The 25,946-nt window shown below is 42.4% G+C and carries 25 protein-coding genes and 2 pseudogenes; 13 read left to right on the top strand and 14 right to left on the bottom strand.

Annotated features, from left to right (window positions below; genetic code table 11):
• Positions 1-56 precede the first annotated feature (56 nt).
• Positions 57-1,304 (bottom strand): efflux RND transporter periplasmic adaptor subunit, encoded by a 1,248-nt coding sequence (locus AC0L6R_RS19780; protein ID WP_473272788.1) that lies wholly within the window; start codon positions 1,302-1,304, stop codon positions 57-59.
• Between the two features lie 329 nt (positions 1,305-1,633).
• Here AC0L6R_RS19780 and AC0L6R_RS19775 point away from each other — a divergent pair, with 329 nt between their 5' ends.
• The 5 genes from AC0L6R_RS19775 to AC0L6R_RS19755 all read left to right on the top strand — a co-directional run bounded on the left by AC0L6R_RS19775 (position 1,634) and on the right by AC0L6R_RS19755 (position 5,264).
• Positions 1,634-3,022: a sigma-54-dependent transcriptional regulator gene (locus AC0L6R_RS19775; RefSeq protein WP_473272787.1), complete on the top strand. Its 1,389-nt coding sequence runs from the start codon at positions 1,634-1,636 to the stop codon at positions 3,020-3,022.
• Positions 3,012-3,692: a hypothetical protein gene (locus tag AC0L6R_RS19770; RefSeq protein WP_473272786.1), complete on the top strand. Its 681-nt coding sequence runs from the start codon at positions 3,012-3,014 to the stop codon at positions 3,690-3,692. Before AC0L6R_RS19775 ends, AC0L6R_RS19770 begins: the two co-directional genes overlap by 11 nt.
• Positions 3,601-4,365: a sensor histidine kinase gene (locus AC0L6R_RS19765; RefSeq protein ID WP_473272783.1), complete on the top strand. Its 765-nt coding sequence runs from the start codon at positions 3,601-3,603 to the stop codon at positions 4,363-4,365. Before AC0L6R_RS19770 ends, AC0L6R_RS19765 begins: the two co-directional genes overlap by 92 nt.
• Positions 4,366-4,741: 376 nt before the next feature.
• Positions 4,742-5,125, top strand: a complete 384-nt coding sequence (locus tag AC0L6R_RS19760) for a hypothetical protein (protein WP_473272782.1) — start codon at positions 4,742-4,744, stop codon at positions 5,123-5,125.
• Positions 5,118-5,264: a hypothetical protein gene (locus tag AC0L6R_RS19755; protein WP_473272781.1), complete on the top strand. Its 147-nt coding sequence runs from the start codon at positions 5,118-5,120 to the stop codon at positions 5,262-5,264. Before AC0L6R_RS19760 ends, AC0L6R_RS19755 begins: the two co-directional genes overlap by 8 nt.
• Positions 5,265-5,476: 212 nt before the next feature.
• Here AC0L6R_RS19755 and AC0L6R_RS19750 read toward each other — a convergent pair whose 3' ends face one another.
• On the bottom strand, positions 5,477-6,487 hold the full coding sequence (locus tag AC0L6R_RS19750; RefSeq protein ID WP_473272780.1) for a TonB-dependent receptor: 1,011 nt from the start codon (positions 6,485-6,487) through the stop codon (positions 5,477-5,479).
• Positions 6,441-7,634: a TonB-dependent receptor gene (locus AC0L6R_RS19745; RefSeq protein ID WP_473272779.1), complete on the bottom strand. Its 1,194-nt coding sequence runs from the start codon at positions 7,632-7,634 to the stop codon at positions 6,441-6,443. Before AC0L6R_RS19745 ends, AC0L6R_RS19750 begins: the two co-directional genes overlap by 47 nt.
• A gap of 309 nt (positions 7,635-7,943) precedes the next feature.
• Here AC0L6R_RS19745 and AC0L6R_RS19740 point away from each other — a divergent pair, with 309 nt between their 5' ends.
• Positions 7,944-8,702 carry a sulfite exporter TauE/SafE family protein gene (locus AC0L6R_RS19740; RefSeq protein ID WP_283411587.1) on the top strand — a complete coding sequence of 253 codons (759 nt, stop codon included), beginning with the start codon at positions 7,944-7,946 and terminating at the stop codon, positions 8,700-8,702.
• A 193-nt stretch (positions 8,703-8,895) separates the two neighbouring features.
• Here the strand turns inward: AC0L6R_RS19740 and AC0L6R_RS19735 are convergent, their stop codons facing one another.
• Together AC0L6R_RS19735 and AC0L6R_RS19730 are read right to left on the bottom strand one after the other, a co-directional pair.
• Positions 8,896-9,603, bottom strand: a complete 708-nt coding sequence (locus AC0L6R_RS19735) for a LytR/AlgR family response regulator transcription factor (protein ID WP_473272778.1) — start codon at positions 9,601-9,603, stop codon at positions 8,896-8,898.
• Positions 9,600-10,598, bottom strand: a complete 999-nt coding sequence (locus AC0L6R_RS19730; RefSeq protein ID WP_473272777.1) for a sensor histidine kinase — start codon at positions 10,596-10,598, stop codon at positions 9,600-9,602. Before AC0L6R_RS19730 ends, AC0L6R_RS19735 begins: the two co-directional genes overlap by 4 nt.
• A 293-nt stretch (positions 10,599-10,891) precedes the next feature.
• Between AC0L6R_RS19730 and AC0L6R_RS19725 the strand changes: the two genes are divergently transcribed.
• From AC0L6R_RS19725 to AC0L6R_RS19695, 7 genes and pseudogenes are all read left to right on the top strand, one after another.
• On the top strand, positions 10,892-11,341 hold the full coding sequence (locus AC0L6R_RS19725; RefSeq protein WP_473272776.1) for a nuclear transport factor 2 family protein: 450 nt from the start codon (positions 10,892-10,894) through the stop codon (positions 11,339-11,341).
• 18 nt (positions 11,342-11,359) lie between these two features.
• Positions 11,360-11,806 carry a nuclear transport factor 2 family protein gene (locus AC0L6R_RS19720; RefSeq protein WP_473272775.1) on the top strand — a complete coding sequence of 149 codons (447 nt, stop codon included), beginning with the start codon at positions 11,360-11,362 and terminating at the stop codon, positions 11,804-11,806.
• 12 nt (positions 11,807-11,818) lie between these two features.
• Positions 11,819-12,421 (top strand): flavodoxin family protein, encoded by a 603-nt coding sequence (locus AC0L6R_RS19715; protein ID WP_473272774.1) that lies wholly within the window; start codon positions 11,819-11,821, stop codon positions 12,419-12,421.
• Positions 12,422-12,512: 91 nt separating this feature from the next.
• Complete coding sequence (locus AC0L6R_RS19710; RefSeq protein WP_245942139.1) at positions 12,513-12,887, top strand: helix-turn-helix domain-containing protein; 375 nt, start codon at positions 12,513-12,515, stop codon at positions 12,885-12,887.
• Positions 12,888-13,055 (top strand): hypothetical protein, encoded by a 168-nt coding sequence (locus AC0L6R_RS19705; protein ID WP_473273001.1) that lies wholly within the window; start codon positions 12,888-12,890, stop codon positions 13,053-13,055.
• Between the two features lie 115 nt (positions 13,056-13,170).
• Positions 13,171-13,629 (top strand): (2Fe-2S)-binding protein, encoded by a 459-nt coding sequence (locus AC0L6R_RS19700; protein ID WP_283411595.1) that lies wholly within the window; start codon positions 13,171-13,173, stop codon positions 13,627-13,629.
• Between the two features lie 11 nt (positions 13,630-13,640).
• A pseudogene (locus tag AC0L6R_RS19695) lies at positions 13,641-15,912 on the top strand (xanthine dehydrogenase family protein molybdopterin-binding subunit).
• A gap of 197 nt (positions 15,913-16,109) precedes the next feature.
• On the opposite strand, the gene AC0L6R_RS19690 reads toward AC0L6R_RS19695, so the two are convergent.
• The 9 genes and pseudogenes from AC0L6R_RS19690 to AC0L6R_RS19650 all read right to left on the bottom strand — a co-directional run.
• Positions 16,110-17,600, bottom strand: coding sequence for a hypothetical protein (locus AC0L6R_RS19690; RefSeq protein WP_473272772.1), 1,491 nt, complete (start codon positions 17,598-17,600; stop codon positions 16,110-16,112).
• Positions 17,601-17,729: 129 nt separating this feature from the next.
• Positions 17,730-18,857, bottom strand: coding sequence for a hypothetical protein (locus AC0L6R_RS19685; RefSeq protein ID WP_473272771.1), 1,128 nt, complete (start codon positions 18,855-18,857; stop codon positions 17,730-17,732).
• Positions 18,826-19,899 (bottom strand): hypothetical protein, encoded by a 1,074-nt coding sequence (locus AC0L6R_RS19680; protein ID WP_473272770.1) that lies wholly within the window; start codon positions 19,897-19,899, stop codon positions 18,826-18,828. Before AC0L6R_RS19680 ends, AC0L6R_RS19685 begins: the two co-directional genes overlap by 32 nt.
• The gene (locus tag AC0L6R_RS19675) at positions 19,896-21,068 is read right to left on the bottom strand and encodes a BatA domain-containing protein (RefSeq protein WP_473272769.1); all 1,173 of its coding nucleotides are present in this window, start codon (positions 21,066-21,068) and stop codon (positions 19,896-19,898) included. Before AC0L6R_RS19675 ends, AC0L6R_RS19680 begins: the two co-directional genes overlap by 4 nt.
• The gene (locus tag AC0L6R_RS19670; RefSeq protein ID WP_473272768.1) at positions 21,068-21,937 is read right to left on the bottom strand and encodes a DUF58 domain-containing protein; all 870 of its coding nucleotides are present in this window, start codon (positions 21,935-21,937) and stop codon (positions 21,068-21,070) included. The genes AC0L6R_RS19675 and AC0L6R_RS19670 overlap by 1 nt, the downstream gene beginning before the upstream one ends.
• Positions 21,924-22,922, bottom strand: a complete 999-nt coding sequence (locus AC0L6R_RS19665; RefSeq protein ID WP_473272989.1) for an AAA family ATPase — start codon at positions 22,920-22,922, stop codon at positions 21,924-21,926. Before AC0L6R_RS19665 ends, AC0L6R_RS19670 begins: the two co-directional genes overlap by 14 nt.
• Before the next feature lie 2 nt (positions 22,923-22,924).
• Complete coding sequence (locus tag AC0L6R_RS19660) at positions 22,925-23,542, bottom strand: DUF4159 domain-containing protein (RefSeq protein ID WP_473272767.1); 618 nt, start codon at positions 23,540-23,542, stop codon at positions 22,925-22,927.
• Positions 23,543-23,687: 145 nt separating this feature from the next.
• Entirely contained in the window at positions 23,688-25,010 is a 1,323-nt protein-coding gene (locus AC0L6R_RS19655; RefSeq protein ID WP_473272766.1) for a TldD/PmbA family protein, read from the bottom strand.
• A gap of 16 nt (positions 25,011-25,026) precedes the next feature.
• Positions 25,027-25,938 (bottom strand): annotated as a pseudogene (locus AC0L6R_RS19650) (TldD/PmbA family protein); the annotation flags it as partial.
• Positions 25,939-25,946 lie beyond the last annotated feature (8 nt).

Genomic DNA, 25,946 nt, shown 5'->3' with positions numbered 1-25,946 from the left:
TCGGTCATCCGGCATCGGTCATCCAGCATCGGTCATCGGTCATCCGACACCCAACATCACTTTAGATCCAAAATCTCATTCTTCCCAAAATTCTCATACCCAGAAATAATCACTTTCTCTCCTTCTACCAATCCTTCCAGCACTTCGTAATATTCAGGGTTTTTATTGCCAAGACGGATATTTCGCTTTTCGGCATTTCCATCGGAATTGATCACGAACACCCAGTTTCCGCCAGTATCCTTGAAGAATCCGCCTGTAGGTAGCAATAAACTTTGCTCGCTGTCGCTTAGCTGTAATCGGATTCTTACACTCTGCCCTCTTCGGATTCCTTGTGGGCTTTCCCCGGTAAATCTCATATCCACTTCAAATCGCCCGTTTGTAATTGTAGGGTAGATCTTCGTGATCTCCAATTCGTGATCTACACCACTGAGAGTGAACTTTCCTCTCAGCCCACGACCGATTCTTGGTAGGTACAATTCATCGATCGGCACTCGAACTTTGAATTCATCCTGTACATCAATCTGACCATATCGCTCACCTGAATTGATCGCCTGACCAACTTCAATTTGCTCCATAGCTAGCTGGCCTGCAATGGGTGCTTTGATAACCAAACCATCAAGGATCTGCCCTACTCCATTCAGCGAAGCATTCATCCTGCTCTCAGACTGGCGGAGCTGCGCCAACTGGTACGATCTGGCAATGGAATCACTTTTATACGACTTATAAGTCAATTCCTTTCTTTTCAGGTTGTATTCATATTGCTCAGCTACCTCTTCAAATTCCCGGTCAGAAACCAGTTTCTTCTCATGTAGCTCTTTGAATCTTTTATATTGTGGCTCAAGTAAACTGATCTGATAATCTATCTCTGCTAATTGACCTTGCTGGCTCAAATCGTTTTGATCGAGGAAAAGACGGGTTTGACGTAAGTTGTTGATTTGCTCATAAAGCATGGTCTCACGCTGCATCACATCCAATTGCAAATTGGAATTAGCCATAATCAAAATCGTATCCCCCACTTCCACTACCGCTCCTGATTCACGAACGATCTGTGCTACCATACCGCCTTCGACTGCATCGAGAAAGAATGTCTGAGCTGGTTCGATCTGACCAGACACTAATATGTAATCGGTAAACTCCCCTTTCGAAACTGTCGCGATACTTAAGCGATCCTTCTCCACATTCATAGTAGAGCGATGATCTGCAAATCCGATTTGATAAATAATGCCGGCGACTAAAACAACTCCGCCTACTATCCAGGCGATACGTTTAGGGGTCCAGGTTTTCTTAGCTATTTTTCTATCCATTGTGTGTAAATGCCATTTTCGGGCTATCCCCTTTATGCCAAATGGTATGCCATGCAAAAAATCGTCCTTACAAGCTTGTTTCGTTGATTTATAGAAAATCCAGAGCGAGACTCGCGAACATTTTCGTCCGCGAGCGAACAAAAGAATTCAAAGTCGAATATTTTTTCCCTAACTTATCTCCCACCTCATTTTCTAAAAAACATGCCTAGTTTGTCCGAAATCAAACGTTTTGTATCAAATTTAAACAGGATGGTTTTTCGGTATGCTTTTGGAACAAGGGGGTACAACACGACGGAAATTTTTCCGCGTCTGAATAAATTCTTTAAACCATGAGCGAGCAACGAACAGGCAAAATTCTAATTGTAGATGATAACGAGGACCTATTAAAGGCAGCGAAAATTTTTCTAAAGCGGCATTTCTCTCAAGTGGATACGGAAACCAATCCAGACCTACTACCTATCCTCACTCATAATGAATCCTATGACGTGATTCTATTGGATATGAATTTTACCAAAGATGTGAGTTCGGGTCAGGAAGGATTCTACTGGCTGGATCGTATTCTCGAGCTTGACCCTTCGGCAGTCGTAGTTTTGATCACTGCTTATGGAGATGTAAACCTTGCGGTGAAAGCAATCAAGGAAGGTGCAACGGACTTTGTACTGAAGCCTTGGGAAAACGAGCGCTTGCTAGCTACGCTGAATTCTGCTCTGCAGCTTCGCAAAAAGAAAATGGAAGTGGATCTGCTTCGGGATCAGAAGCAGACGATGCAGCAGGATATAGATAATAAGTTCAAGGATATCATCGGGCAAAGTGATGCCATGCAGAAAGTCTTCGAGACTATAGAGCGCGTGGCTGTCACCGATGCGAATGTGTTGATTTTGGGAGAAAACGGTACCGGGAAAGAATTGATTGCACGTGCGATTCACCGGCATTCCAGAAGAAATAGAGAAGCTTTTGTGGGAGTGGATTTGGGTTCTATTACTCAGACACTCTTCGAATCAGAGCTTTTTGGACATAAAAAAGGATCTTTTACTGATGCCAAAGAAGACCGGGCAGGTAGATTTGAGCAGGCTCACAAGGGAACGCTTTTCTTGGATGAAATAGGAAACCTCCCTCTCGCGCTACAGTCTAAACTTTTAGCAGCTTTGCAAAACCGACAAGTAACTCGTGTGGGTGCAAACCGTCCAGTAGATGTGAATATTCGCTTGATCTCTGCCACCAATATGCCTATACATAATATGGTGTATGAAAATGGCTTTCGTCAGGATTTGCTCTATAGAATCAATACTATAGAAATCCAGCTTCCTCCACTTCGTGAGCGTGTGGAAGACATTCCACTTTTAGCAGATCACTTCATCGCCTTTTACTCTAAAAAATACAACAAAGACATACGTAAAGCTTCGGAACCACTGGTAAAACGCATGACCAAGTACCACTGGCCGGGTAATATCCGAGAATTACAACATAGTATTGAACGTGCGGTAATCATGTCCAATCATAATGTGCTGCAACCCGAAGATCTGTTTTTGCAGAAAATGGCTCAACCCGAGCGACAGGATGAATCGGTAAGTTTGGAGCATTTAAACATTGAGGATGTAGAGCGTATTTTAATCAGAAAGGCCCTGCAAAAGCACAATGGACATATCACCCGGGCGGCAGAAGAACTTGGACTAACTCGATCCTCTTTGTATCGCAGACTAGAAAAATATGGTTTATAAGCGGTTTTCCTTTGGCGTTGGACTTCGGATAATCGGTATCATCCTGAACCTCTACCTTGCGCTTTACCTTTATTACAGTCAGGACCTTTGGCTTGCTCCGGCAATCTTAGGTTTGATTGCTTTGATTCAGATTGGGGAAATGATTTATTATGTCAATTCCATCAACCATAAGCTGGCTAGATTTCTCGATTCCATACGATACGCAGATTTTTCCAGCTCCTTCACTTCGGACAGTAAAATGGGTAATTCCTTCCGTGAGGTAAACACTTCTTTCAATGAGGTCATGGAGGTGTTCAAACAAACCCGAGCTGAAAAGGAAGAACAGATGTTGTTTCTCCAAGTCATCATTCAGCACATCAATACCGGGATTATTTCCTTCAATGATGCTGGAAAAATTGGCGTGATCAATAACGCTGCAAAGCATTTACTGCAGATCCCGCAGTTTCGTGACATCACAGACCTAGGCAAACTCTCTCCAAAACTTCTGGAAGATGTAATGGAAATGAAGCCAGGTCGAGCGTATTTCCAAGAAGGTGAATCTTTCCCTCCACCTTATTATTCAATCAACTTCCCTGAAGATGGGCGGCCAAAGCTGGACTTTGCTTTCCCTTCAAAATATCAATGCAGAACTACAATCCAACGAACTCGAGGCTTGGCAAAACCTAACTAAGGTACTCCGACATGAAATCATGAATTCCATTACGCCGATTTCCAGTTTGGTAGAGTCACTTCGTACCATTTTGGATGAGGATAGTTACGTGCAGCAAGAGGGATTTCTAATTAAAAGAGATGGCTTTATGGATATGCAGGAAGGTCTGGATACCATTGCCAATCGTAGCCGCGGACTGGTGAATTTCGTCAATGCGTATAGAGATTACACCAACATTCCAGCCCCGAAAAAAGTCACCATGCCCGTGAGCGAATTATTCGAAAATGTACTCAATCTAATGCGGGAAGAGCTGAAATCTGCTCATGTGAAAATAGAAACTAAAATCCACCCGGTTGATCTGGAGATTCATTGTGATCCTGATCAGATTACCATGATCTTGATCAATTTACTAAAAAACGCATCTGAATCCCTTCAGAATCAAGCAGACCGTACGATTTGGCTTTCTTCTATTGGACAGGGAGATCTAGGGTTGATGATACAGGTGGAAGACTCCGGACCTGGAATTATTCCTGAAGCTTTGGAGCGGATATTTGTTCCCTTCTACACCACCAAAAAAACAGGGAGTGGCATTGGATTGGCGATTTCAAGGCAAATTATGAATCTGCACAAAGGCAGTTTGGAAGTCACCTCCATCCCGAATGAACGGACAGTATTCACGATGAATTTCAGGTAACATCTAACCTTTGAGGTCTTCAAGACCTCGAAGGTTTAATAAATTTGCAGTACCAGAATTTTTAACCGCAGAGCACACGGAGAACACGCAAAGGCCACAATTTAGTGTTAGCCAATTAATCCAGAGGTATGCTTGGTTCAAGTCTCATGACTTGGACCAGATCTAACGCAGTCTTCAGATTGCGATTATTCAAGCCTTTAATGAATCATTCCCTGTTAGTTCTCCACTAACAGTCCTGCCTGATTTCTAATGCTATTCGAGATTAGCAATCTGGAAGTACTAGTCATATCATTTTGCATCACCTTCAAAAAATACCACACCAACTTCATTTCATTGTTAATCAATACTTTGTAACTTATACAAAACGGATTATAAAATGGGAAACAACTTTTTAACACAAACCCAAGTAGCTTTTCACAATTTAAATGGCTTGGTTAATGATATCGCCATGGATGGACGAATCACTAGAAACGAATACGAGGCACTCAAAGCTTGGTGTCAAACTCATGAAGGACTTTGTACGCAGGAACCTTTTGATTCTTTTTATAAGGAGATTTCTGCTAAGGTCAGAATAGGAACTGTAGGTGCTGAAGAGATATATGAACTCAAAGAAATTCTGGAAAAACATGCACCGAACTTTGAAGAGACGGATAAAACCAAAGCCGATCTACACTTTCTCCAAGGAGTTTGTTATGGTATCATGGCCGATGGAGATATCAATAAATATGAAGATAGTAATGCTGAAAAAATGGATGGATGAGAATGACCATTTGAGTGCATCTTATCCTTTCAATGAAATCCATGAGGTGGTGGAAAATGCAATAGAAAAGGGTAAAATTGATTCAGAGGAATACAAGGACCTGGTGAAGTATTTCAAAGAATTCCTAAAAATCGAATAGCAATTATCATTTGTAGAAAGATGGTTGTACACATGGAAAAAAGCCTCTGAGATCAAATGATTTCAGAGGCTCTATTTTAATTTGGAAGCTGTTTTACAGGCATATTTTCTTGTCAGGCTAAGGGAAGTTGAAGCCTTTAAGATGCCCATTTCGACTTCGCTACATATGACAATAATGCGTTATAAAACGGCAACAACTTAATTTCAAACTACTCAAAACTTATACATCGCAGTCACCCCAAACGTCGCTGGATTTCCCAAATGTGAAGGGCCGAAGTTGTATGCATAGTCAATGTAGGTTTCATCGAAGATATTTTTAGCCCAAAGGGTCAGTTCCATCGTGTCGGAAACCACCCCGAACTTTGCATTGGCGATCTGATATGCATCTTGGCTGATCGTATTTTCCAGATTGAAAAACTGCTCTCCGAAGTACAACCACTCCCCTCTTACCATCCAATCCAGCGTGCTGTAATTGAAAAACTGAGGTGTCCACTGCACGGCAACCATAGATGTGAAATCCGGGGTGAAAATCTGCCTGTTTCCAGCGTAATCCACTTCTCCCGATTCTCCAGGAAGGATCAGATTATCAAATGTCGCGTGTGTGTATCCGAAGCTCCAATCAATGCTCAAGTCATTGGTAGGAATAGTGTTGATCTCCCACTCTATTCCCTTGCTGGTCAGATCACCGGCATTTTGGGTCACCACGATTGCATCCGGCAATACTAAACCTGGAATTTGTACATCAGAAATTGTGGTATAGAATAGCGCGACATTTGCGCGAACTCTTCTATTGAAAAAGTAATTCTTACTTCCAATTTCAAAATTGTTTGAGAACTCAGGATCATAGGCAAATAACGGTGGATTGCTAGGATCAGAACCTATTTGGGTCAAGCCTCCAGGTCTGAAGCCACGGCTGTAACTTCCATATACCTCGTTTGTATTAGCCAGCTGATATGCCAAAGCAACTTTAGGGGAAATAGCATTGTAGTCTACATTTCCAGTGGTATCCGGCTGAGTCACCATAGGGTCCCCTTGACCAAAGTCCATCTCCTGCCCAACAGTCAACTCCTTTTTCTCATAATCAGAACGTAATCCAGCAGTCAGTTTCAACTTCTCTGTCAAACTGTAGGTTGCCTGCCCGAAAAACGCATAACCGTAACCAGTTGCTATATTGGTATTAATGGTAGTGAAATTGGAAATTGGAGAACCTAGCAGTGCTCGCATCATCACCGAAATAAACGCCCTGCCGGGTAGGTGCATCAGAGGTGAATCCAAAAAACCCGACTTGCCAATTCAGTTTCTGACCTGAATTCACAGAAGCCAGCCTGAATTCCTGAGTCCAAACGGACACAGTATTCCAATCCTTGCCATAATCATTCACAATGGATACTCCATCAATAGGTGAAAAATCCCCATCAATCGGAGTCTTGTAGTAGCGGTAGTTCTTTTGGAAGGAAGTCTGGGAAGAGAAGTTGAACTTCGGTCCAGTATTTTTGATCACCAAGGAAACATTTTGACTGTCATCCAACATTTCAGTGGTTGCATTTTGATTGACCTCAAAAGGATTTTCTATAGCAGAATCAGGATCTGGAGCTAAAGAGAACGGACCATTATTTCTTCCTGAGTTGCTCTTGAAATTCACTATTGCTTCCCAGTTTTTTGCAAAGAGGTAATTCAAATTCCCGGCAAACAGCAAATTCTTTTGCTTGTCAAAATGGCTGTCGTTATACAAGTTAGTGTAGTATCCATCTATTTTATCAGACAAAATAGAAAAGCCAGCATACAATTTTTGCGGAAGCACCATGGTCTTCACACCGGCAGCAATCCTAGAAAAACCATAATTTCCTACATCTGCACGAATAAATCCGGAGAGCTCGTCAGACTTAGGTTTGGTGATAATATTCATCACCCCTCCCATAGCATTTCTGCCATAAAGCGTTCCCTGTGGACCTCTAAGTACTTCTATTCTTTCCACATCATTTAGCAGGAAAAAGTAGGTATCCAAACCAAATTGATTCACTCCATCCACGTAAGTTGCCACTGCTGGCTCGTAAGAAGTGGTGGTGATACCACGAATGGAAATAACGTTTCTGTTGTCTCCAGGATTGGAAGAATACAAGTTTGGAATATATCCTCGAAGATCCTTCGTCTGCCAAAGGTTCATTTCCTCCACTTTCCGATCATCCACTACCGACACGGATATGGGAACCTTCTGGAGATTTTCAGTTTCTTTCTGCGCAGTTACCATCACTTCTCCGAGCTGAGTCAGGGGAATAGTATCGTTGCTTTGGGAAAAAGAAATTTGGGAAACTAGGCTAAGTCCTGTGACAAAGCACATCTTCGTCACAAATTGGGTATTAAAAATTGACATAAACGAATAGGTAGGTTTAGTCTTCAAATTTAGGGCTGGAAGATTGAAAACCCGATTTTTCAATAACTAATTACTTCCCAAAATACATGGGAATAAATTTGATTTGCTTATGCTATTGTTTGGAAAACGTATTTTTCTCCCAGAAAAGTCAGCCACTTTTACCTGTGATGATTCTGTGACTTACCCTTTGATAATTTACACTTCATAGGAAGACCAACAAAAATTCGACAATTTCATAGCTTTCAAACCTATTTCGATACTTGGAAATTAATTTAGGAACAGTTTCATGTGTCTAACCTAGCTTTCTAAATGCTCACCATAGAATACCTACCCCTCATCTTTTTCATCATCGCCTTATTTTACAGTTCAGTCGGCTTCGGAGGCGGATCTAGTTATTTGGCTATCATGAGTTTATTTCTGACGGATTTCTACGAAATACGCTCCACCGCCCTGATCTTGAATATCTGTGTAGTCACGATCGGGACGATAATCTTCATGCGCAACAAGGTGTTTGACTTTAAGCTCTTTTGGCCATTTCTGGTTTCCAGTATTCCATTGGCCTATTTGGGAGCGCAGCTGAAGCTTTCACAGCAGGCATTTTTTCTAATTCTAGGTGGTGCCCTGATTCTTTCGGGTGTGGCAATGATGCTTCGCTACCTTCAAGCCAAACTAGAATCACATGAATTTAGCCTGATCAAAAAATTGAGTTTGGGTGGTAGTGTAGGGTTACTGGCCGGAGTTTCCGGTATTGGAGGGGGAATTTTTCTTAGTCCTACACTCAATCTATTGAACTGGGCAAACCCAAGAACGGTAGCTGCACTTGCTTCCGTATTCATACTTGTGAATTCCATTTCCGGGCTAATAGGGTTAACCGTTGCAGGCACTTTTCAGCTTGATCCAGATTTGATCTGGAAACTTGTACTCGCAGTCGTGCTGGGAGGAAGCCTAGGATCCTATCTATCAAGCAAAAAATTTAATCTGAGAATCCTTGGTGGACTGACTGCTGTTTTGGTCATTTATGTCGGTCTAAGGCTTGTATTGATGCATGGGTTTGAGATAAATATTTAATATGATTATCCGCAATGATGCCAGTCACCTTAGATTCTTTGCTTATCAGGTTGGAAGACCGATGACCGAAGACTCCCGTACTAACGGGACAGGCTGAAGTGGCCTCAAATCTTAAGTCTAACAGATCTTACATTGCTTTTGCCACCTTATTGGTAGAAAAGGGGGAAAAGCACTCAATATATTTCAATTCGTCTCACAACAACTTCATCCCATCCAATTTCCTGAAAAAATCCTCCCGATAATTCCTGCTGATAGGATAAAGCTCCTTTCCTATCAAAACCTCATTAGCCTGCACTTCATCGATATGCCGCATATTGATGATAAAAGATCGATGGATACGGACGAATTCTCCCGGCAAAGCGTTGGCAATCCCGGTCAGGGAAACCAGGGACATTACTTTTCGGCTTGGTGTTATAAATTTCACATATTCTCTTTGCGCTTCAATCGCCTGGATTTCTGAAAAAAGAAACTTCACGATGCGGGTATCGGTCTTGATAAAAAAATAATCAGGTTTCTCAGCGGTTTCTTCTGTAGTCACCTGCGCCGAAAGGTATTCTGTAGCCTTTTCGATTGCCTTTGTAAACCGCTCAAAGGAAACCGGCTTCATCAGGTAATCAATCACATCCAGCTCATAGCCTTTGACTGCATATTCCTCATAGGCAGTCACAAAAATAGTGAGTGGCTTTTCCTCCAATTCATTCAGCAAATCCATACCAGTCATCAGCGGCATGCGAATGTCAAGCAATAGGATATCAACCTGATTTTCTTTTAAAAACCCCAGCGCTTCCTCCCCGTTTTTGCACACCCCAGCGAGTTCCAAATTTGACATTTTGGATACATAATCGGAAAGCAACTTCCTTGCTGGCGGCTCGTCGTCTACAATTAAAACATGGTAGCTCATCCTAATTCAATGGTTAACTTCACTTCAAAGTACGTCGCATGCTGATCCAAGATCAATTCATGCTTTCCAGGATAGATCAGATTCAATCGCTTTTTCACATTAGAAAGCCCCACTCCACTTTCTTCCTCTGCTGTCTTTCGGGCATCGATCACGTCATTTCTACTATAGAAATGTAACCTATCATCTGAATCAATAGTCAGTTTGATATCAATCGTACCATCAATTGTATTTCCATGTTTAAAGGCATTTTCCAGAAAAACCAGAAATATCAGATGGGCAATCATGTGCCGATCTTTCACACCTTCATACATGAAAAATATCTTGGGCTTCTCATCCAATTTCAATCGCCACAGCTCAATAAAATTCTCCATAAAGGTGATTTCCCTGGAAAGGGATACAAACTTTCCCTGATCTTCATAGAGCATATGCCGCATCATCTCGGAGAGTTTCATGATCGCCGGAGCGGTATTATTCTCTTTGAAATAAGCCATGGAATAAATGTTATTCAGGGTATTAAAGAGAAAATGTGGGCTGAGCTGTAGCTTCAGAAACTTCAGTTCGGAGGCCAATTGACTATTGCGAAGTTCAATTTCATTTCGCTGTGCTTTGATCAGATTGGCAAAGAACCAGACCACCGTCGTGACCAAATAGAAACCAATGGCCGGAACTGATCTGATGAAATAAGTATAAGCTACAGATTGATGTGACATGCCAAGAATATTGACCCTCAGAAGCACAATGACAATCACCAAAGCAAGTGAAGCGAAAACGTAGGAAAGATGCTTGCCTTTAGCATACAGCCTGGGCAGGAGCAAATAGTAATTCAGATACGTGATGGCGGAGGAAGTCAACACATCCGAAATGACGATTTTCCAGATTTCCAACGGAGAATCAATCCAGCTGCTAAGTGAAGCAAATAATATGGCTCCATAGCAAAACCAGAAAAGTACATGCAGCGCATAGAATGCCGGACGCGATATGACAGTATTCTTCATTTTCGAAATTTAGAATTTTAAATAACACCAAATCTCAGCGATCATCCAACTGACTGTTGCGCTCTACAGAAGACAGGATTTCTCCAACCAATGGCAAAAGCTGTCTTTTGAGGCAATTTGTAGAATTGCACTTTTTTCATTCGTAGATCAAATCAGTTGACTGGGTGAGAGAACCTTGCTGTCTATTGATTTCCCCCAAACCCTAGGATTTTTTTTCGTCTATTAGTACTGATGAATTGGGTTAATCCAATTTACAACCAATTGAAAACTAGCACTTCAAAAACAAACTAACCATGAAAAAACTCCTCTTCATTTTTACCCTCCTATTATTCAGCGTTTCCTTCACTTTTGCCCAATCTTCCACGGAGCAGGAAATCGAAAAGCTTTCCATGGACAAATGGCAATGGATGGCAGATAAGGACGTAGCCAAACTGGAAAATTTATTCGATGATAAAGCAAAGTTTGTTCACATGAGTGGAAGCTGGAAAAAAGACCGGGAACTGGAAATCATCGAATCCGGAAGCATTTGGTACAAGAATGCGGATGTACACGATACGGCGATTGAGATCTCTGGAAACACTGCGTTGGTTTGGAATAGAATCACCTTGACTGCTCACGTGAGAGGAAATGATGTGGAAAATGAATTTACCGTGACAGAAGTATATCAAAAGCAGGGCGAAGAATGGAAAATGCTCGCGCTGACCTTCAGTAGTGTGCGTGATACACATGAGATAGAACATTAATCCTAAAACCAAGCAACCATGAAAAAGACAATCCTAGGAGTATTAATTCTTCTTTTTGCAATCCAGTTCACCTACGCGCAGGAGGAGGCTACCAAACAGGAAATCATTGAGCTCTCCAAGACCAAGTGGCAATGGATGGCAGATAAGGATGCTGATAAACTTGCGGATCTATTTGATGACAAATCGGTTTTCGTGCACATGGGCGGTGCCTGGGGCAAAGACCGCGAAGTTGACATCATTCGGAGCGGTGGTATCTGGTATAAAAAAACCGATGTCCATGAGGTTTCTGTAGAAATCATCGACAATACCGCTATTCTACTTAATAGAATCACACTGATCGCCGAAGTCGGTGGTAATGAAGTCACCAATCCATTTGAAGTCACGGAAGTATACATTAAAAAGGCTGAGGGATGGAAACTCGGCTCGCTCTCATTTACCAAACTAATGGGGCCTGGCGACCGATAAACTCCTCGTCCAATGAAAAATTTCCTCCTGTTCATCTTCCTCTTCAGCTCGCTGAGCTGCAGCAGTCAAACACAGCCTGAAGTGCAGCTGAGTGAGGTAGCATCGGAAAAAATTCTAATTGTTTACCTCTCACGCACCAAAAACACCAAAGCTGTGGCGGAAATGATTTACGAAAAGGTAGGTGGAAGATTGGTTAGTCTGGAATTGGAAACTCCCTATCCGGAAGATTATGCAGCAATAGTCGCACAGGTAGCTCAGGAAAATGAAACTGGGATTCTGCCTCCCTTAAAGACTAAAATTAATCTTACTCAGTATGAAGTGGTCTTTTTAGGTTTTCCTACATGGGGAATGCAACTGCCACCACCTATGAAAACCTTCCTAAGTGAAAATGACATGAGTGGAAAGACTGTCATTCCATTTAATACCAATGCAGGTTATGGAATAGGAAGCAGCTTTGATAAAGTAGAAGAGCTCTGCCCTGATAGTAAGATTCTGGAAGGTTATACTACAAAAGGAGGCATAGAGCGGGATGGTATCCTGTTCGTCATGGAGGGTACCAAAGAAGTGGAAGTGAAAAAAGAAGTCAATGACTGGCTGAGCAGCTTGGGTTTTTAAAACCTCAATATGAAGACAGAAAAAATTAACCAGAACTAAAAACAAGATGATTCGGACAGCAAGTAAACCACCAATAAGAATAAAAACTGATATGTCAGGAAATACTGCCGCAAGCAGGATCAGTGCAGATTTTATGGAACTGTTGGATAGTCAATTTCCTGTGACAGACCTGCGAAATACAATTAAACTAAGATCAGCTTCGGACTTTGCCCAAAAGCTCAATATCCATGTAAATCATCTTAACAGAAGTGTCAAATCGATTTTCAATAAGGCAACATCGGTGATTATCCGGGAAAGAATTCTGGCAGAATCCAAGCGTCTTCTAAAGCAAAGCGACTGGAATGTATCAGAAATAGCCTATGCCTTGGGTTTTACAGAAGTGACACATTTCAACAACTTCTTTAAAAAGGAAATGGACATGAATCCCTCACAATTTCGCAGATCGAAGATTGAAAATATAGATTGATTGGGTTACAAGAGAAAGTCCAGTGTCCATGTGGGTCTGGACTTTCTGCCTTCTGGGCTCGGCGAACCTGCCTACCCTCCTGTCTTTGCAGCTTTGGCAAATGCCTTATATAGAGGAACTGGAAAAAGCTTCTATGATCAGCCATTTATCAATCAGTTAACTAGCTAGTGAAAATTTAGAACCCATTTAAATTACTCCTATCAGCGGCAGAATATGCGTTTCGTTTGAATTTCGTAAGCATCACTCCTTGTAAATAATTAATTTAGAGATAAATACAACACTTATGGCACAGTACAACTTAACTATCAATGGTAAATCTCTCAACGTAGACGTAGATCCTAGCACTCCTATGCTTTGGGTTTTGAGAGATCATCTGGATCTGGTCGGTACCAAATTTGGCTGTGGCATCGCACAATGCGGAGCCTGTACCATTCACCTGGATGGCAATGCGGTGAGATCTTGCCAATTGCCAGTTTCGGCAGCAGAAAATGCTGAAATAACCACCATAGAAGGTATCTCCGAAAAAGGTGATCATCCTGTACAGAAAGCCTGGCTGGAGCATGATGTTCCTCAATGTGGCTACTGCCAAGCAGGTCAGATTATGTCAGCCACTGCACTTTTGAAAAGTAATCCCAGTCCTAATGATGAGGACATCGATAATGCGATGAACGGTAATATCTGCCGCTGTGGAACCTACACTAGAATCAAAGCAGCGATCAAAACTGCCGCTAAATCAGCTTAAATCCCGAGATCATGACATTACTAGATAAAAAGTTAAATAGAAGATCCTTTCTGAAAGTCTCCACTCTTGCAGGAGGCGGAATGATGCTGAGCTTTAGTTGGCTGGCAGGATGTAAGCCTACTCCTGAGCAGGTTCTGACCATGCCTAAGGAATGGTTTGAAATCAACAGCTACATCAAAATCGGTGATAATGGGGCAGTTACGCTTTTCAACCCAAATCCTGAATTTGGTTCAAATGTAAAGACTTCCCTTCCTATGCTTCTAGCAGAAGAACTGGATGTGGATTGGAAAAATGTATTTGTAGAGCAGGCAGATTTTTATCCTAAGCGATTTGAACGTCAGTTTACAGGTGGTAGCCAGGGAATCCGTTCTGGTTGGACTCCTTTGCGTACAGCAGGCGCGACAGCGCGTCAACTGATAGTGAATGCAGGCAGCCCAAACCTGAATGTGCCTGCAGGAGAAATCACCACCAATGCTGGAACGGTAGAACATACAGGCTCAGGCAAAAAAGCTGGGTACGGTGAGTTGGCTTCTTTGGCAGGAACCTTAGAAGCTCCAGATCCTGAGACAGTCAAATTGAAGGATATTTCTGACTTCAAAATCATTGGTAATTCTAAAAAGAATGTGGATGGATCCAAAATCGTAACAGGCAAACCTATGTTTGCTATGGATCATAAGGTAGAAGGGATGAAGTATGCGGCTATCGTTCATCCACCGGCATTTGGGATGAAGATCAAATCCTTTGACAAAAATTCGGTGACTTCTATGCCTGGAATTCAGGATGCATTTGAAGTAAAGATTTTTAAAGATGATTATGGCCGTAATTTCTTTGACACCACGACATTCCCGGAGATCATTGCCATAGTTGGCAATTCCACCTGGGAAGTATTACAGGCCAAGAAAAGCATCAAAGCAGAATGGGAAGAAAGCACCGGAAAGCAATTTCAAAATGGCTGGATGGGGAGGAAATATATCTGACGTCAAAGTTCCTAGCGGGCTGGAGAACTCCAATACGCATAAGGAAAAGATGGCCGAGTATATCACTAAACCTGGAAATGTGCTTAGAAAAGACGGTGATCCTGAGGCTGCTTTCAAGAAAGCTGCAAGAGTTCTCGAGAGAACTTATACCGCTCCTTTTTTGGCACATAATACCATGGAGCCTATGAATGCATTTGCGGATGTGAAAGGAGACAAAGCCGTCATCTATGGACCAACCCAAGCTCCTGAACAGATCAGTCAAACGCTTTCAAGCAGTCTGGGAATACCTAAAGAAAATATTCAAATCAACCTTGCCCGTATGGGCGGTGGATTTGGCCGAAGGGCTTATAGCCATCATTTGACTGAGGCCGCCTTGATTTCACAGAAAATCCAGGCTCCAGTGAAAATGGTCTATACCCGGGAAGATGACATGAGTTCTGGAGTTTATAGGCCAACCTATTCTGCCACTTACCGTGCAGCATTGGATGAGAATAATAACCTGCTTGCTCTTCATGTAAAGGCTGGTGGAATTCCGGAATCTCCGATACATGCCAATAGATTCCCTGCCGGGGCAATCGATAATTATTTGGCAGAAAGCTGGCAGATCGAATCAAACATTACTATTGGCGCTTTCAGGGCTCCTCGATCCAACTTTATCGCTGGAGCAGAACAAAGCTTCCTGGACGAATTGGCAGAGGAAATGGGCAAAGACCCAATTGAATTCCGACTGGAATTGCTGAAAAAAGCAGAAACAAATCCCGTGGGCAAGGACAATGACTATGATCCTAAGCGATATGCAGGAGTGCTGGAATTAGTGAGGGATAAGTCCAACTGGTCTAACGTTCCAAATGGAATTTCCCGAGGCGTATCAGCCTATTTCTGTCATAACTCTTATGTAGCCGAAGTGGTGGATGTGAGTATCAAGGACAATCAGCCCGTAGTAGAAAATGTCTATGCAGCGGTGGATTGCGGAATCGTAGTAAATCCAGACGCAGCGGCCAACATGGGTGAAGGGGCGATAATTGATGGGATAGGCAATGCATTCTATGGGGAAATGGCATTTGAAGACGGAGCTCCTACCAAAAGAAATTTCGACACGTATAGAATGATCCGACACTCAGAAGCTCCTAAGAAAATTGAGGTTCATTTCGTGCAAAACAACGAGGCTCCGACAGGACTTGGAGAACCACTCTTCCCTCCTGTTTTTGCTGCTTTGGGAAATTCGCTTTACAAGGCAACTGGCAAAAGGCTTTATGAGCAACCATTCCAGCCCCAAATACTGGAAATGAAAAATTTAAGAATGTAAGTTCTTATCCAAAAGAATCGACTTTGGCTATGTCAATGAGGGCTTGATTTCAAGCTATTGACATAGTCCAAGTGTTGATTTGGTTACTCCAAATTTTTAGAAGGTGAACTGCAAATAAGCGGACTACTGGAATAACAAATGGACCAAAAAAAGAATATTTCACTATTCTCACGATCCAGAGAGTACGCTTCTAACTCTTAATTGAAAACCTTAGGCTCAAGCCAAATCAAAGTCAAAACCAACAAAAACATCCCAAACCAAAGCCAATCAGAGATTTTCTCTTTCGAATTAGCAATGGTTGAAGAAGTATCCTTTTTCGAATACATAGTCAAAAAATCAGCCCGGAGCTTAGCAGCTCTCAAACTTGGCCATTCACCAGCTGCAAAGCTATAAAACTCCAAGCTATCTACTAAAGAAACCCACCCGGAGTCTAGACTCACAAAGCGCCCAGTCTTGCTAAAAGGATTTACCAGAGATGGTTGTAAAAAAACTGAATCGGATTCAATAGTAATAAAATCAGCTATGGATTCTTCTTCATTGATCAGAGTTTCAGCCTGCAAGCCTTCAAAAACAGGTTGATTAAGTTCAACAGCTCCAGATTCCTGAGGTAGCATAGCTCCCAGGATTTGCTGCCAAATGGCCTGATATCTCAAGCTATCGCCGGCAAGTTTGATGGGGAAAGTGCTTTCTAAAAGACTCAGGCCTATCTTGGCATTTCCAATTTGCTGAACAGCAAAAGCATTATCGAAGAGTAGTTTCTGTGCGATAATGGATTCAAATTCATATGGATCACTTCCCAAACCCCCATCGATCTCCCGACTTTCTTCGTTGCTTGTTCGCTTTACTTTAAAGCTGGTGCCAAAGGCCTTGTTAATAGCGGCGACATCGTTGTTTACCTCGTATCCATTCATCACCAAAACTGATGCTCCCTCTTCGATGGCATCCAGCGTTGACTTCTTGGAAAGTTGAGCAGGATCAATAATCAAGATCTGCAGGGAATCAGGTATAGAATTTCCGGAACGGATTACCGCCTTTTTTGAAATTGCAATTTGCTCATTCACCTGTTCCCCTGAGTTGATTAAATACTGAGTCAAAGTTCTGATTTCGGCATCAGGAAATGCAAACTGCAACTTATACTGGATTGGTTTGGACGGCTGAACAAAGAAATTAACCCTTCCCAGCAGACTATCATTCCTCATCAAATCCAACTCATTTCTCCCCACTACCTGTGCAGGAAATTCGAATTCAAAAATCCCAGAGTTTGCTTCTATGGTGGTTTCCGCCAGTAATTCACCTTGCTGCGTCAGTGATAACCTCAGAGTATCCGCGGATTCTATTCTTCCTTTAACTACTTGCATTTCCGCTTTCCTGAGAATGCCTTTCCACTTCAAATAAGTTATTGACCCGCGTTCAGAATCAGTTACCCATCGAATATCTTTATTCCCGAGACCCAACAATTGCTGTTTTGAAAAATCGGAACCTAGTAGATAAACTGGATTTCCATCCCCTTGAAATTTAGAGATCTGCTTAGTCCTTTTGACCTTTAAACTATCTTTCCAGAAACCAATTTCATCTTTAGATAGCTCTGAGGAATATAGCAATATCGCTTCCTCCGGTCGATTGGAGGTCCAAGTAGGTTGAAAAACATAAGCTATCAGCAAGAGCCCAAAAAGGAAGTTCAATGCCATTCTAATTGCTTTCCTTGAGCTACTAAGATTCTTCTTCAGTATCCAAAAAAGCTGAACGCAAAGAATAACGCAAATTGCCACAGCGAATAGCCAAGCCCAGAGTCCAGGAAATCAGAGGTTCAAAGTGAATCATTGTAACTTACTCCAAAAGGCTTTTTCTAATTCTTTTTGTTTGAGAAAAGATACATTCACACCTTCTCTGCGGGCGATCAAAGGATATAATTTTTGAAACAGTTCCTTCTTTCCTTCCTCGCTAATTTTGCCGGAATTCAATTCCTGAAGCTGCAATAACACCGACCAATCTTGCAAACCGGAATAGTTCATACGGGCTGTCCAGAGTTCTCCGAATTTCTGCACCAAAGCCTTATCGACCGCAGAAAGCTGCAGCTTTGGCAACAAGCCTAGAACCTGAGACGCCAAAGGTGCTAGTCGGCTTTCCATAGCAATTTGCTCTATTTCAATTTGATCCTTCAAATCGTCCAATTCACCTGTCAGTCTCTTCTCCTCTTCCTTGATCGGAGGCGGATCAAAACCCGTTCTCTTCACATAAGCTCGTGATTTTTGCTGTACGCTTTTCAGGTATTCCAGTGCTTTTTGTTGAAATGGCAGGGCTTTTTCCGGTTCAAATAGGCGAAGATGCAGCTCAGACTCCCACATTTCCTCCAAGGCCATTTTCAAAAGGCTCATCGATGAATTCTCATCCATTTTGGCCTTCGTAGATGTCTGGGTTTTATTCAGAAATGCACTCATAAGGCCTCCCATTCCGTCTTCGAGGTTGTTTGTCTCTGCTTTCTTAGATTCGCTACCCGATTTTTCCTTTTCAGGTTCAGCTACCAAATTGACAACTCCAGCTTCATGAGGATGATCATGGTCATGGCCAGCAAGGAAATCCACAGGCTCAGAGCCATTATTAGTTTCTGAATTTTCCTCACCTAGGTACTGACCGTATCGCATTCTTAGTAGCTTCTGATCGCTACCTATCAGGTTGGATGTTGAATTAAATTCTTTCTCAGACATACTTTTCTGAGTAGCTATTAGATTTTCAGTATCAATAATAATCTGCCGCTGGCTACGGAAATACTCAGGCATCACATGGATCGCCATGCCTATCAGGTCCTGTTCTTCCACCCCTGTGGAATCTACATAATTGAGAAAGTAGGTGTCAGAGCGGGAGAAATTAGGCTCAGGCAATCTATTATCCATGGCGGCCCAATAGTAATACAATTCATCCCCGGGCTGAAAATCGAATGATTTCAAAATCCAGGGTGACTGCTAGCTCTTCAGATTTGAAATCCTGTTTAGGTATGGAAATTCGGTTCTCTCTGAACTTTACATTCTCGCCAGAACCTCTTGCCAATGTTGCCACCAGATAAACTTCCTTTATTTTGAAATCATCAGAAACTTTGGCTTTCACTTGCATGACCTGTGGATCCTTGATGAAGTGGTACTTGTAAAGCTCCTTTTCACTGGGCTGAATCACAGGAGCCAAATCGTCAATGGCCTCCAATGGAAAAAAATCAGATTCGTATACCACCTTTTCATCTCTCCTTGCCTGAAGGGCATAAATCCCAGATCCAATCACTTTATCCTGAAGAATAAATTTTTCTTCGGATTTGGTAAAAGGCAGACTTTTCCCATTCGAATTGATCAATTCTAAAGATACATCCTTGGCATTCACCATTTCCACAACCCACTTAATATCAGAGTTTATAATTGTCTTAACCGAAAGTTCTGATTGAAGAGTATTTGGCAAGCCGGTATAGGCTGGCGGGATGATGGAAATTTCCACAGAACTCATTTCCACTGGCAAATTTGCCACTGAATTCACCTCCAATTTATCTTCCGGTTTTGCCTGAGTATTGGTTGAATTTTCCGTCGGTACACTCAAAAGCGATAGGCCATAGACTGCGAAAATTAGAAGTACCGCACTCAGGAAAGGCCCGGTATTCTTATACCAAATCTGGATTGCTCTCCCTTGAAAAGTAGCATTCACCCGCTCCCATTGAAGTTGCTCTGCACTATTTTTTGATGGTTTGGAAAGGAGTTCCAGACTGAATTCCAAGTCAGGAAAACTATCATGAAGTAGCTTTATAGCCTGTGTTCGCTTAGGTTGGAACAAATCCAAAAAGTACCCGAAAACAAAGAATCCAATTACTCCTATAACACTAATCGCAAAGTTAGATGAAGTGAAAATCATGGAAAATACAGCCAGAGCTAACCCTGAGAGCAACGCTTTCAACCCAACTTGCAGATAGAGTTGACGCTCAATATTGGCGATATAACGCTCGATTTTGCTCATATCCCTTGCTGGTTTGCAAAGTATCGCTCGGCTGCAAAACAAAGCAGCAATAGCCCTAAAAGGAGCAAATCGAGGTTGGCTTTCTTTTCCTGGGTATTTCTCCCTCCAACTATAAACCTGCGCTCAAACTGAGACTGACTCAACTTTACGTCTTGCTGCTCAATTCCAGAAAATGAGAGAAATTCCTTCAAAATCACTTCTGGAAGCTTTCCTGTCTGAACTAACTCAGATTCCTCAAAATCCAACTGATCCGGGAAAGTAAGCAAGTTTGATTGCTCTGAATAGGAATAATTATCCGAGACAAAGTAAAGCTTGTCACTCTTCCTTTCAGCTGGCAGCTTGTTATCGAAAATCAACTTTGCCTCTTCCAACTGCTGCATTTCTTCAAACTCAAACCCGTAAACATCATTGATTGCCTCTAGAGCGGCTTGGATAAATGTCCGCTCTGAAGAAGACACTTCATTCAAAAAGTATCCAAATCGTTCCTTCTCAAGCACTCTTTCCCCTTCGGCTTCTTGCCCTTTTGGAAGAGAATCCAATAATCCTTGCTCGTTTACTACCAGAGTTTTTTCTCCACCTAAAGAAACGGGCTGAGGCTTAGATCTAGCAATATCAGCACTTCCTAAGTACAGGTTTGGTTCGATGTTGCTTAAAAAGAACGATGAACCAAACGTGTTTTCCGAATTGCTCAAATACAGATTCAGGTCAGTAGCTTCAGAAGGAAGCTTATTCAGAGATGCCTGTAGATTTAAAGTCATATCCTCAAAAAGCAAATCTTCTATGGATTCAATTGGGGTCAAAGCTTCATCTGCCCAATAGACTTCTTCACCTTTTTCCAGCGCCTGCTGAAGCTCAAATTTATATTCCTCAGTGATCTGTTCACGAGGTTGCACCAGATGAATAATCCGCTCTTCAGGGACTTTACTAAGCTTTGGAACAAACAGCTTACTTAGCAATAATACCAATAACACGAGCATCAGAATCCGCAGCAAAAGCACCAAGATATTTTCTAATCGTATGCCTTTTGCAACAGAACTTTCCTGAGTTGGGAGCCAATGCATCGCTGCCCAAGACATTACCTTTCCCTTTCTTCCACGCCACAGGTGGATAAGAAAAGGTATGCTAATTCCGAGCAAACCCCAAAGCAATATGGGCTGTAGCAACTGCATCAGAATAGGGATCTTTGTGATAAAAATTCACTGATCACACCGGCGATAGAATCCGTCAATCGCACCTGAAACAAATGAACTTGAGGTAGAAGTAAAGATTGTTTAAATTCTGATAAATAGTTATTTATAGAATCGTTATAGGTTTTTTCTATCGCCTTTCCATCTAGAATAATTGATCGATCTGACTCCAAATCCTGAAGTGTGAAATTGCCCTTTAAATCAAACGCCATTTCCTGATTTCCTAAAATCTGGAATAGCACAATCTCTTTTTTGGGGTGGCGCATTTGCTCCACTATGTCCAGCCACTCATTATCCTTTTGCAAAAAATCAGAAACCAGAATGATCAATTCCTTCTGCCTGCTTTTCAAGACTGGGAACACCTGCTTTGACACTGACCAAGAACCAGCTGCTGTCTCTTCTTCCAAAAAGTACAGCATGCGTTGGAACGCTTTGGGAGAGGCAGAGACCTTCTGCTCCACTCTACCATCCTGACAGGTAAAGTAACTCAATGAATCGCCTTGCTGATGTGCTAGGTATGCTAGGGAAGCAAGGAGGTTTTTAGCGTAGTCTAAGCGCTTAATCCCATTTTCCTCGTAGTTCATCGATCCGGACAAATCAAGCATCATACGGATCTGTAAATGGCTCTCTGTTTGGGATTCCTTGATCATATGCTTGCCAGACCTGGAAAAGTACTTCCAATCTATCCGCTTAGGGTCGTCACCTGGTTCGTAATACCTGTACTGCTCAAACTCAGAACCCACACCAACCCGCTTACCGAGATGTACGCCATGCTTCAGCTGCTCGCTGATGATCTTAGCGGCGAGCTTAAGGTTATTAAGTTTGATGATTTCCAGATTACTTGCCTTCATGTATCGGGAGCGCTTCGAGGATTTTGGAGATAACCGCATCTGGCTGGATATTCTCAGCTTCTGCCCGGAAATGAAGGGAAAGCCTATGCCTCAAGACAGGATATGCGAGTGTTTTGATATCCTCAGGAGTGACTGAATAGCGACCTTTCACCAAGGCTCTAGCTTTGGCACAAAGGATCAAAGCCTGTCCGGCACGGGTGCCTGCACCCCACTCTACATAATCTATAACTGACTGTATTTGTGAATTATCAGGCCTTGTAACTCGAATTAACTTATTGATGTAAATCAACAGCTGAGAATCTATATGAACCTCTCTTGTCAGCTTCTGTAAGTTTTGAATATCGCTACCGGTGAAGACTACTTCAGGTTTGCCTTTGTAAGTCCCAGTAGTCTTTTCCAGTACATCCAGCTCCTCCTGCTCGGAAGGATAACCTAATTTGATGTATAAAAGAAAGCGATCTAGCTGCGCTTCTGGTAACGGATAGGTTCCGGCTTGCTCAATCGGGTTTTGCGTCGCTATGATCAAAAAAGGAGCCGGTAGCGGATGATGCTGCCCTCCGTAGGTCACCACCTTTTCCTGCATGGCTTCCAATAGCGCTGCCTGAGTTTTGGGAGGCGTTCTATTGATTTCATCAGCCAGCACCATATTGGCGAAGATCGGACCTCTATTGAACTGAAAGAACTTCTTCCCTGTCTCATGGTCTTCTTCCAAGATCTCAGTTCCCAGAATATCCCCTGGCATCAAATCGGGTGTAAATTGAATTCTTTTGAAGTTCAGCTCCATCCCTTGCGAAAGAGAATTCACCATCAATGTCTTTGCTAGGCCAGGCACTCCTTCCAGCAAACAATGCCCCCCTGCTAACAGGGTAATGATAATCTCTTCGATCACAGATTCCTGACCGACGATGACTTTAGCTATTTCTTTTTTGAGCTGGGGAATCTTAGCCACCAACTCCTTATATGCTGTTAATTCTGTGTTTTCCAAACTCATTGTGTTAATGCATAAACCACTATGTTGACACCAAATTTAGTGTTATCGACTTTCAGGAATCGCTTGTTTCTAAAGTCATAATCCCATTCGCAGCCATAATCTTTATTACTATAAAGGACTCCTATTCTGCCATTTATCACAATTGCCTTCAAGTAATCATGAATAAGGTCATCTCCCCAGCCATTGAGTTCAAATGAGGTAGCCGGAGGGCCATCTTCGAATTCAAAGAAGGAGGAATAAATTGGGTGGTTATTGGGGATTTTCTGGAGCGCATCAGCTCCAAAGGTTTTAGCCATTTCGGCTTCAAAGGATTTTGCGAAAAGCCCATCGATGTCATGATTGCAATCATCGGCAAAGACAAAGCCTCCATTTTCTACATAAGTTTTGAAGTTCTGCCGCTCTACCGAGGAGAACTCCACCAACTTATGTCCGCTGATATAGCAGAAGGGACTTTTGAAAATCTCCTTGCTACTCAGCTCCACTATTTTTTCCTTTTCGTCCACAGGAATGGTAGTGTATTCCACTAATGAATTTAGGAGGTTAATCGGCATGCGCTGATCTGTGTCCCAATTGCCGGAATTGTATTTTATTCTAGTGAAGAAGAAAGGTTGCATTTCAGTGAATAGTATTCAGTATCATCGCAGCTACGATTAACAGTAGTCAGTCGCTGTTTCAGTTTATAGAAAACAAGTTTCAATAAATAATCAGTGATCAGTAAGCAGCCGAACTGAGACTGCAAACTGATCACTGTAAACTGGTTTAAACTGCGTCAGATAAGCTAGTAAAGGTAAAGTCCCGGATCTTCATCGCAGGAATCAGATCACCTCCCACTCGCTGAGGTTTACCCATTGCTTCAATGTTGTTCAACATGATAATCGGACTCTCATTGAAACGGAAGTTTTTCACAGGGAATTTGATCTGACCGTTTTCAATGTAGAAAGTACCGTCACGGGTCAAACCAGTAAACAATAGGGTTTGAGGATCTACAGCTCTGATGTACCAGAATCTAGTCACAAGCACACCTCTTTCGGTGCTTTTAATCATATCTGCAATTGACTCGTTTCCACCAGCAAAGATATACCCACCTCTTCCAGGACTTGAAAGTGGCGGTACACCTTGCTTCTCGGCCCAATACCTAGAGTAAGCGAGATTTTTTACAACACCGTTTTCCACCCAGGTAGTCTTTTGCCTCGGCAGGCCATCACCATCCCAAGGAGACGAAGGGATTTCTGTATTGGTAGGATCAGAAGTGATGGTCACGCGCTCGTCAAATAACTTCTCTCCGAGCCGGGTTCCACCGCCTTTTTTGCTCATAAAGCTTCGCCCCTCGTCAGCGCTTCTGGCATCAAAACCTCGTGTGAGTAGCCCCATCAAATCTCCGGCTGCTGTAGGCTCTAAAATCACTGTGTATTTGCCTGGCTCTATAGCTTGTGCATTTGCAGATGCTTGTGCCTTTTGCATTGCTATGCTTGTTACCTCTTTTGAATTCAAAAGGTTTACATCATTAAAATCACGTGTAGCATATCCAGATCCTGTTCCGTCGGTTGTTCTCACTGTGATAGAAAAATCTACAGAGGTGCTGGTATTATAACCGAATAGCCCTTTGCTGTTTCCAGTTGCTACGAATCCTGAGAAGTCTTCCAAGTAACCTGCAGCCGTCAGATCTCCTCCACTACTCACCTCTATACTGTCTCCTGCAAGTTTAGCACGAAACTCAGGATCTATTTTATCAGTAGCCGAACTGAAGGTAGCAGCTTCTGGATAAGTTTGTGGTCCGACCATAGGCATATACTCTGGGTTTTCTGGAGCTAACTTTGCGATTTCCTCTGCACGCGCCACCACCTTTTTGAGCGATGCATCATCCAGTTCGTTGGTAGAAGATGACCCTACTTTTTTGCCAAATACCGAATTGACACTTAGTCTAATTTCATTGGTCTCACCACTGGTGTTAACAGTGTTTCTGGCATATCTAATATTGCCTGTTCTTCCCCCGAAAATGGAAACTTCCATCTCGTCTGCTGTGGAATAGGAAAGTACTTTATCTATAATTTGCTTTGCTTGTTCTTTAGTTAATATGGCCATAATTTCCGCGTTGAGGTTAAATATTTCTTCCCGTATTGATCACGTTCACACCGTCAAAACGGGTAGTTGAACTGCCATGAGAAACTGCTGATGATTGTGCAGGTTGACCTTTGCCGTCATTGAATGACCCAAAGAACCTGTAATCATCTTCATCACATATTTGGGAGCAAGTAATTCCAAAACTCCTGCGTGTTGGACTGATAAGCTACGTCTTCTAGCATTCCTGCGATTTTACCATCCTTGATTTCGTAGAACAACTCGACCTCCAAACTGGAAGTTGTAACGCTGCTGATCGATGGAATATGAACCTCGTCCAAGGATGTAAATCCCTTTTTCGACATTCTTAATCATATCAGCTGGACTCAACTTTTCCTTCCCAGGGCGCAAAGAAACATTTGGCATACGCTGGAACTGAACTGAACTCCAATTATCTGCAAAAGCACAACCGTTGGATTCCTTTTCTCCTAATATTTGAACTCTGATCACGGATAGCCTGATAATTCACAAGAATTCCATCCTCTGATCAGATCCCACTCCTTACATTTTACGCCTTCATCGTCATAGCCTGTATTTCCCAGGGAATAAGGCTGAATCTTATCTGCAACGATATTTACCTTATCAGAACCATACTTAAAGTCACCAGATTTCCATTTGTCCAGTGTAGCAAAGCTAGTACCTGCATAATTTGCCTCATAGCCCAGTACACGGTCCAACTCAAGCGGGTGACCTACAGATTCATGAATCGTCAGTCCTAAGTGATCAGGGTCGAGTACTAGGTCATATTTGCAGGGATCACTGATTTTGCGGAGATTTTCTCTTTGGCATGTTTCGCTGCATTGACTGCATCTTCCACCATGTCATACGAATTTTTATAGCTATTAAAGCCAGCAGGATTCATCATTTTATCCTTGGCTAAGCCATCCATGTATTAGGTGC

Source organism: Algoriphagus sp. 10J20-15, from assembly GCF_055809615.1.
This window is presented reverse-complemented; position numbering and strand designations above follow the sequence as displayed.

Excerpts from the sequence above, each read along its gene's own strand:
- AC0L6R_RS19745 (WP_473272779.1), bottom strand. The coding sequence starts at position 7,634 with ATGTCAATTTTTAATACCCAATTTGTGACGAAGATGTGCTTTGTCACA.
- AC0L6R_RS19740 (WP_283411587.1), top strand. The coding sequence starts at position 7,944 with ATGCTCACCATAGAATACCTACCCCTCATCTTTTTCATCATCGCCTTA.
- AC0L6R_RS19760 (WP_473272782.1), top strand. The coding sequence starts at position 4,742 with ATGGGAAACAACTTTTTAACACAAACCCAAGTAGCTTTTCACAATTTA.
- AC0L6R_RS19675 (WP_473272769.1), bottom strand. The coding sequence starts at position 21,068 with ATGCAGTTGCTACAGCCCATATTGCTTTGGGGTTTGCTCGGAATTAGC.
- AC0L6R_RS19780 (WP_473272788.1), bottom strand. The coding sequence starts at position 1,304 with ATGGATAGAAAAATAGCTAAGAAAACCTGGACCCCTAAACGTATCGCC.
- AC0L6R_RS19725 (WP_473272776.1), top strand. The coding sequence starts at position 10,892 with ATGAAAAAACTCCTCTTCATTTTTACCCTCCTATTATTCAGCGTTTCC.
- AC0L6R_RS19715 (WP_473272774.1), top strand. The coding sequence starts at position 11,819 with ATGAAAAATTTCCTCCTGTTCATCTTCCTCTTCAGCTCGCTGAGCTGC.
- AC0L6R_RS19770 (WP_473272786.1), top strand. The coding sequence starts at position 3,012 with ATGGTTTATAAGCGGTTTTCCTTTGGCGTTGGACTTCGGATAATCGGT.
- AC0L6R_RS19755 (WP_473272781.1), top strand. The coding sequence starts at position 5,118 with ATGGATGAGAATGACCATTTGAGTGCATCTTATCCTTTCAATGAAATC.
- AC0L6R_RS19690 (WP_473272772.1), bottom strand. The coding sequence starts at position 17,600 with ATGGCATTGAACTTCCTTTTTGGGCTCTTGCTGATAGCTTATGTTTTT.
- AC0L6R_RS19735 (WP_473272778.1), bottom strand. The coding sequence starts at position 9,603 with ATGAGCTACCATGTTTTAATTGTAGACGACGAGCCGCCAGCAAGGAAG.
- AC0L6R_RS19750 (WP_473272780.1), bottom strand. The coding sequence starts at position 6,487 with ATGCGAGCACTGCTAGGTTCTCCAATTTCCAATTTCACTACCATTAAT.
- AC0L6R_RS19765 (WP_473272783.1), top strand. The coding sequence starts at position 3,601 with ATGGGCGGCCAAAGCTGGACTTTGCTTTCCCTTCAAAATATCAATGCA.
- AC0L6R_RS19680 (WP_473272770.1), bottom strand. The coding sequence starts at position 19,899 with ATGAGCAAAATCGAGCGTTATATCGCCAATATTGAGCGTCAACTCTAT.
- AC0L6R_RS19660 (WP_473272767.1), bottom strand. The coding sequence starts at position 23,542 with ATGCAACCTTTCTTCTTCACTAGAATAAAATACAATTCCGGCAATTGG.
- AC0L6R_RS19670 (WP_473272768.1), bottom strand. The coding sequence starts at position 21,937 with ATGAAGGCAAGTAATCTGGAAATCATCAAACTTAATAACCTTAAGCTC.
- AC0L6R_RS19655 (WP_473272766.1), bottom strand. The coding sequence starts at position 25,010 with ATGGCCATATTAACTAAAGAACAAGCAAAGCAAATTATAGATAAAGTA.
- AC0L6R_RS19730 (WP_473272777.1), bottom strand. The coding sequence starts at position 10,598 with ATGAAGAATACTGTCATATCGCGTCCGGCATTCTATGCGCTGCATGTA.
- AC0L6R_RS19720 (WP_473272775.1), top strand. The coding sequence starts at position 11,360 with ATGAAAAAGACAATCCTAGGAGTATTAATTCTTCTTTTTGCAATCCAG.
- AC0L6R_RS19700 (WP_283411595.1), top strand. The coding sequence starts at position 13,171 with ATGGCACAGTACAACTTAACTATCAATGGTAAATCTCTCAACGTAGAC.
- AC0L6R_RS19775 (WP_473272787.1), top strand. The coding sequence starts at position 1,634 with ATGAGCGAGCAACGAACAGGCAAAATTCTAATTGTAGATGATAACGAG.
- AC0L6R_RS19710 (WP_245942139.1), top strand. The coding sequence starts at position 12,513 with ATGTCAGGAAATACTGCCGCAAGCAGGATCAGTGCAGATTTTATGGAA.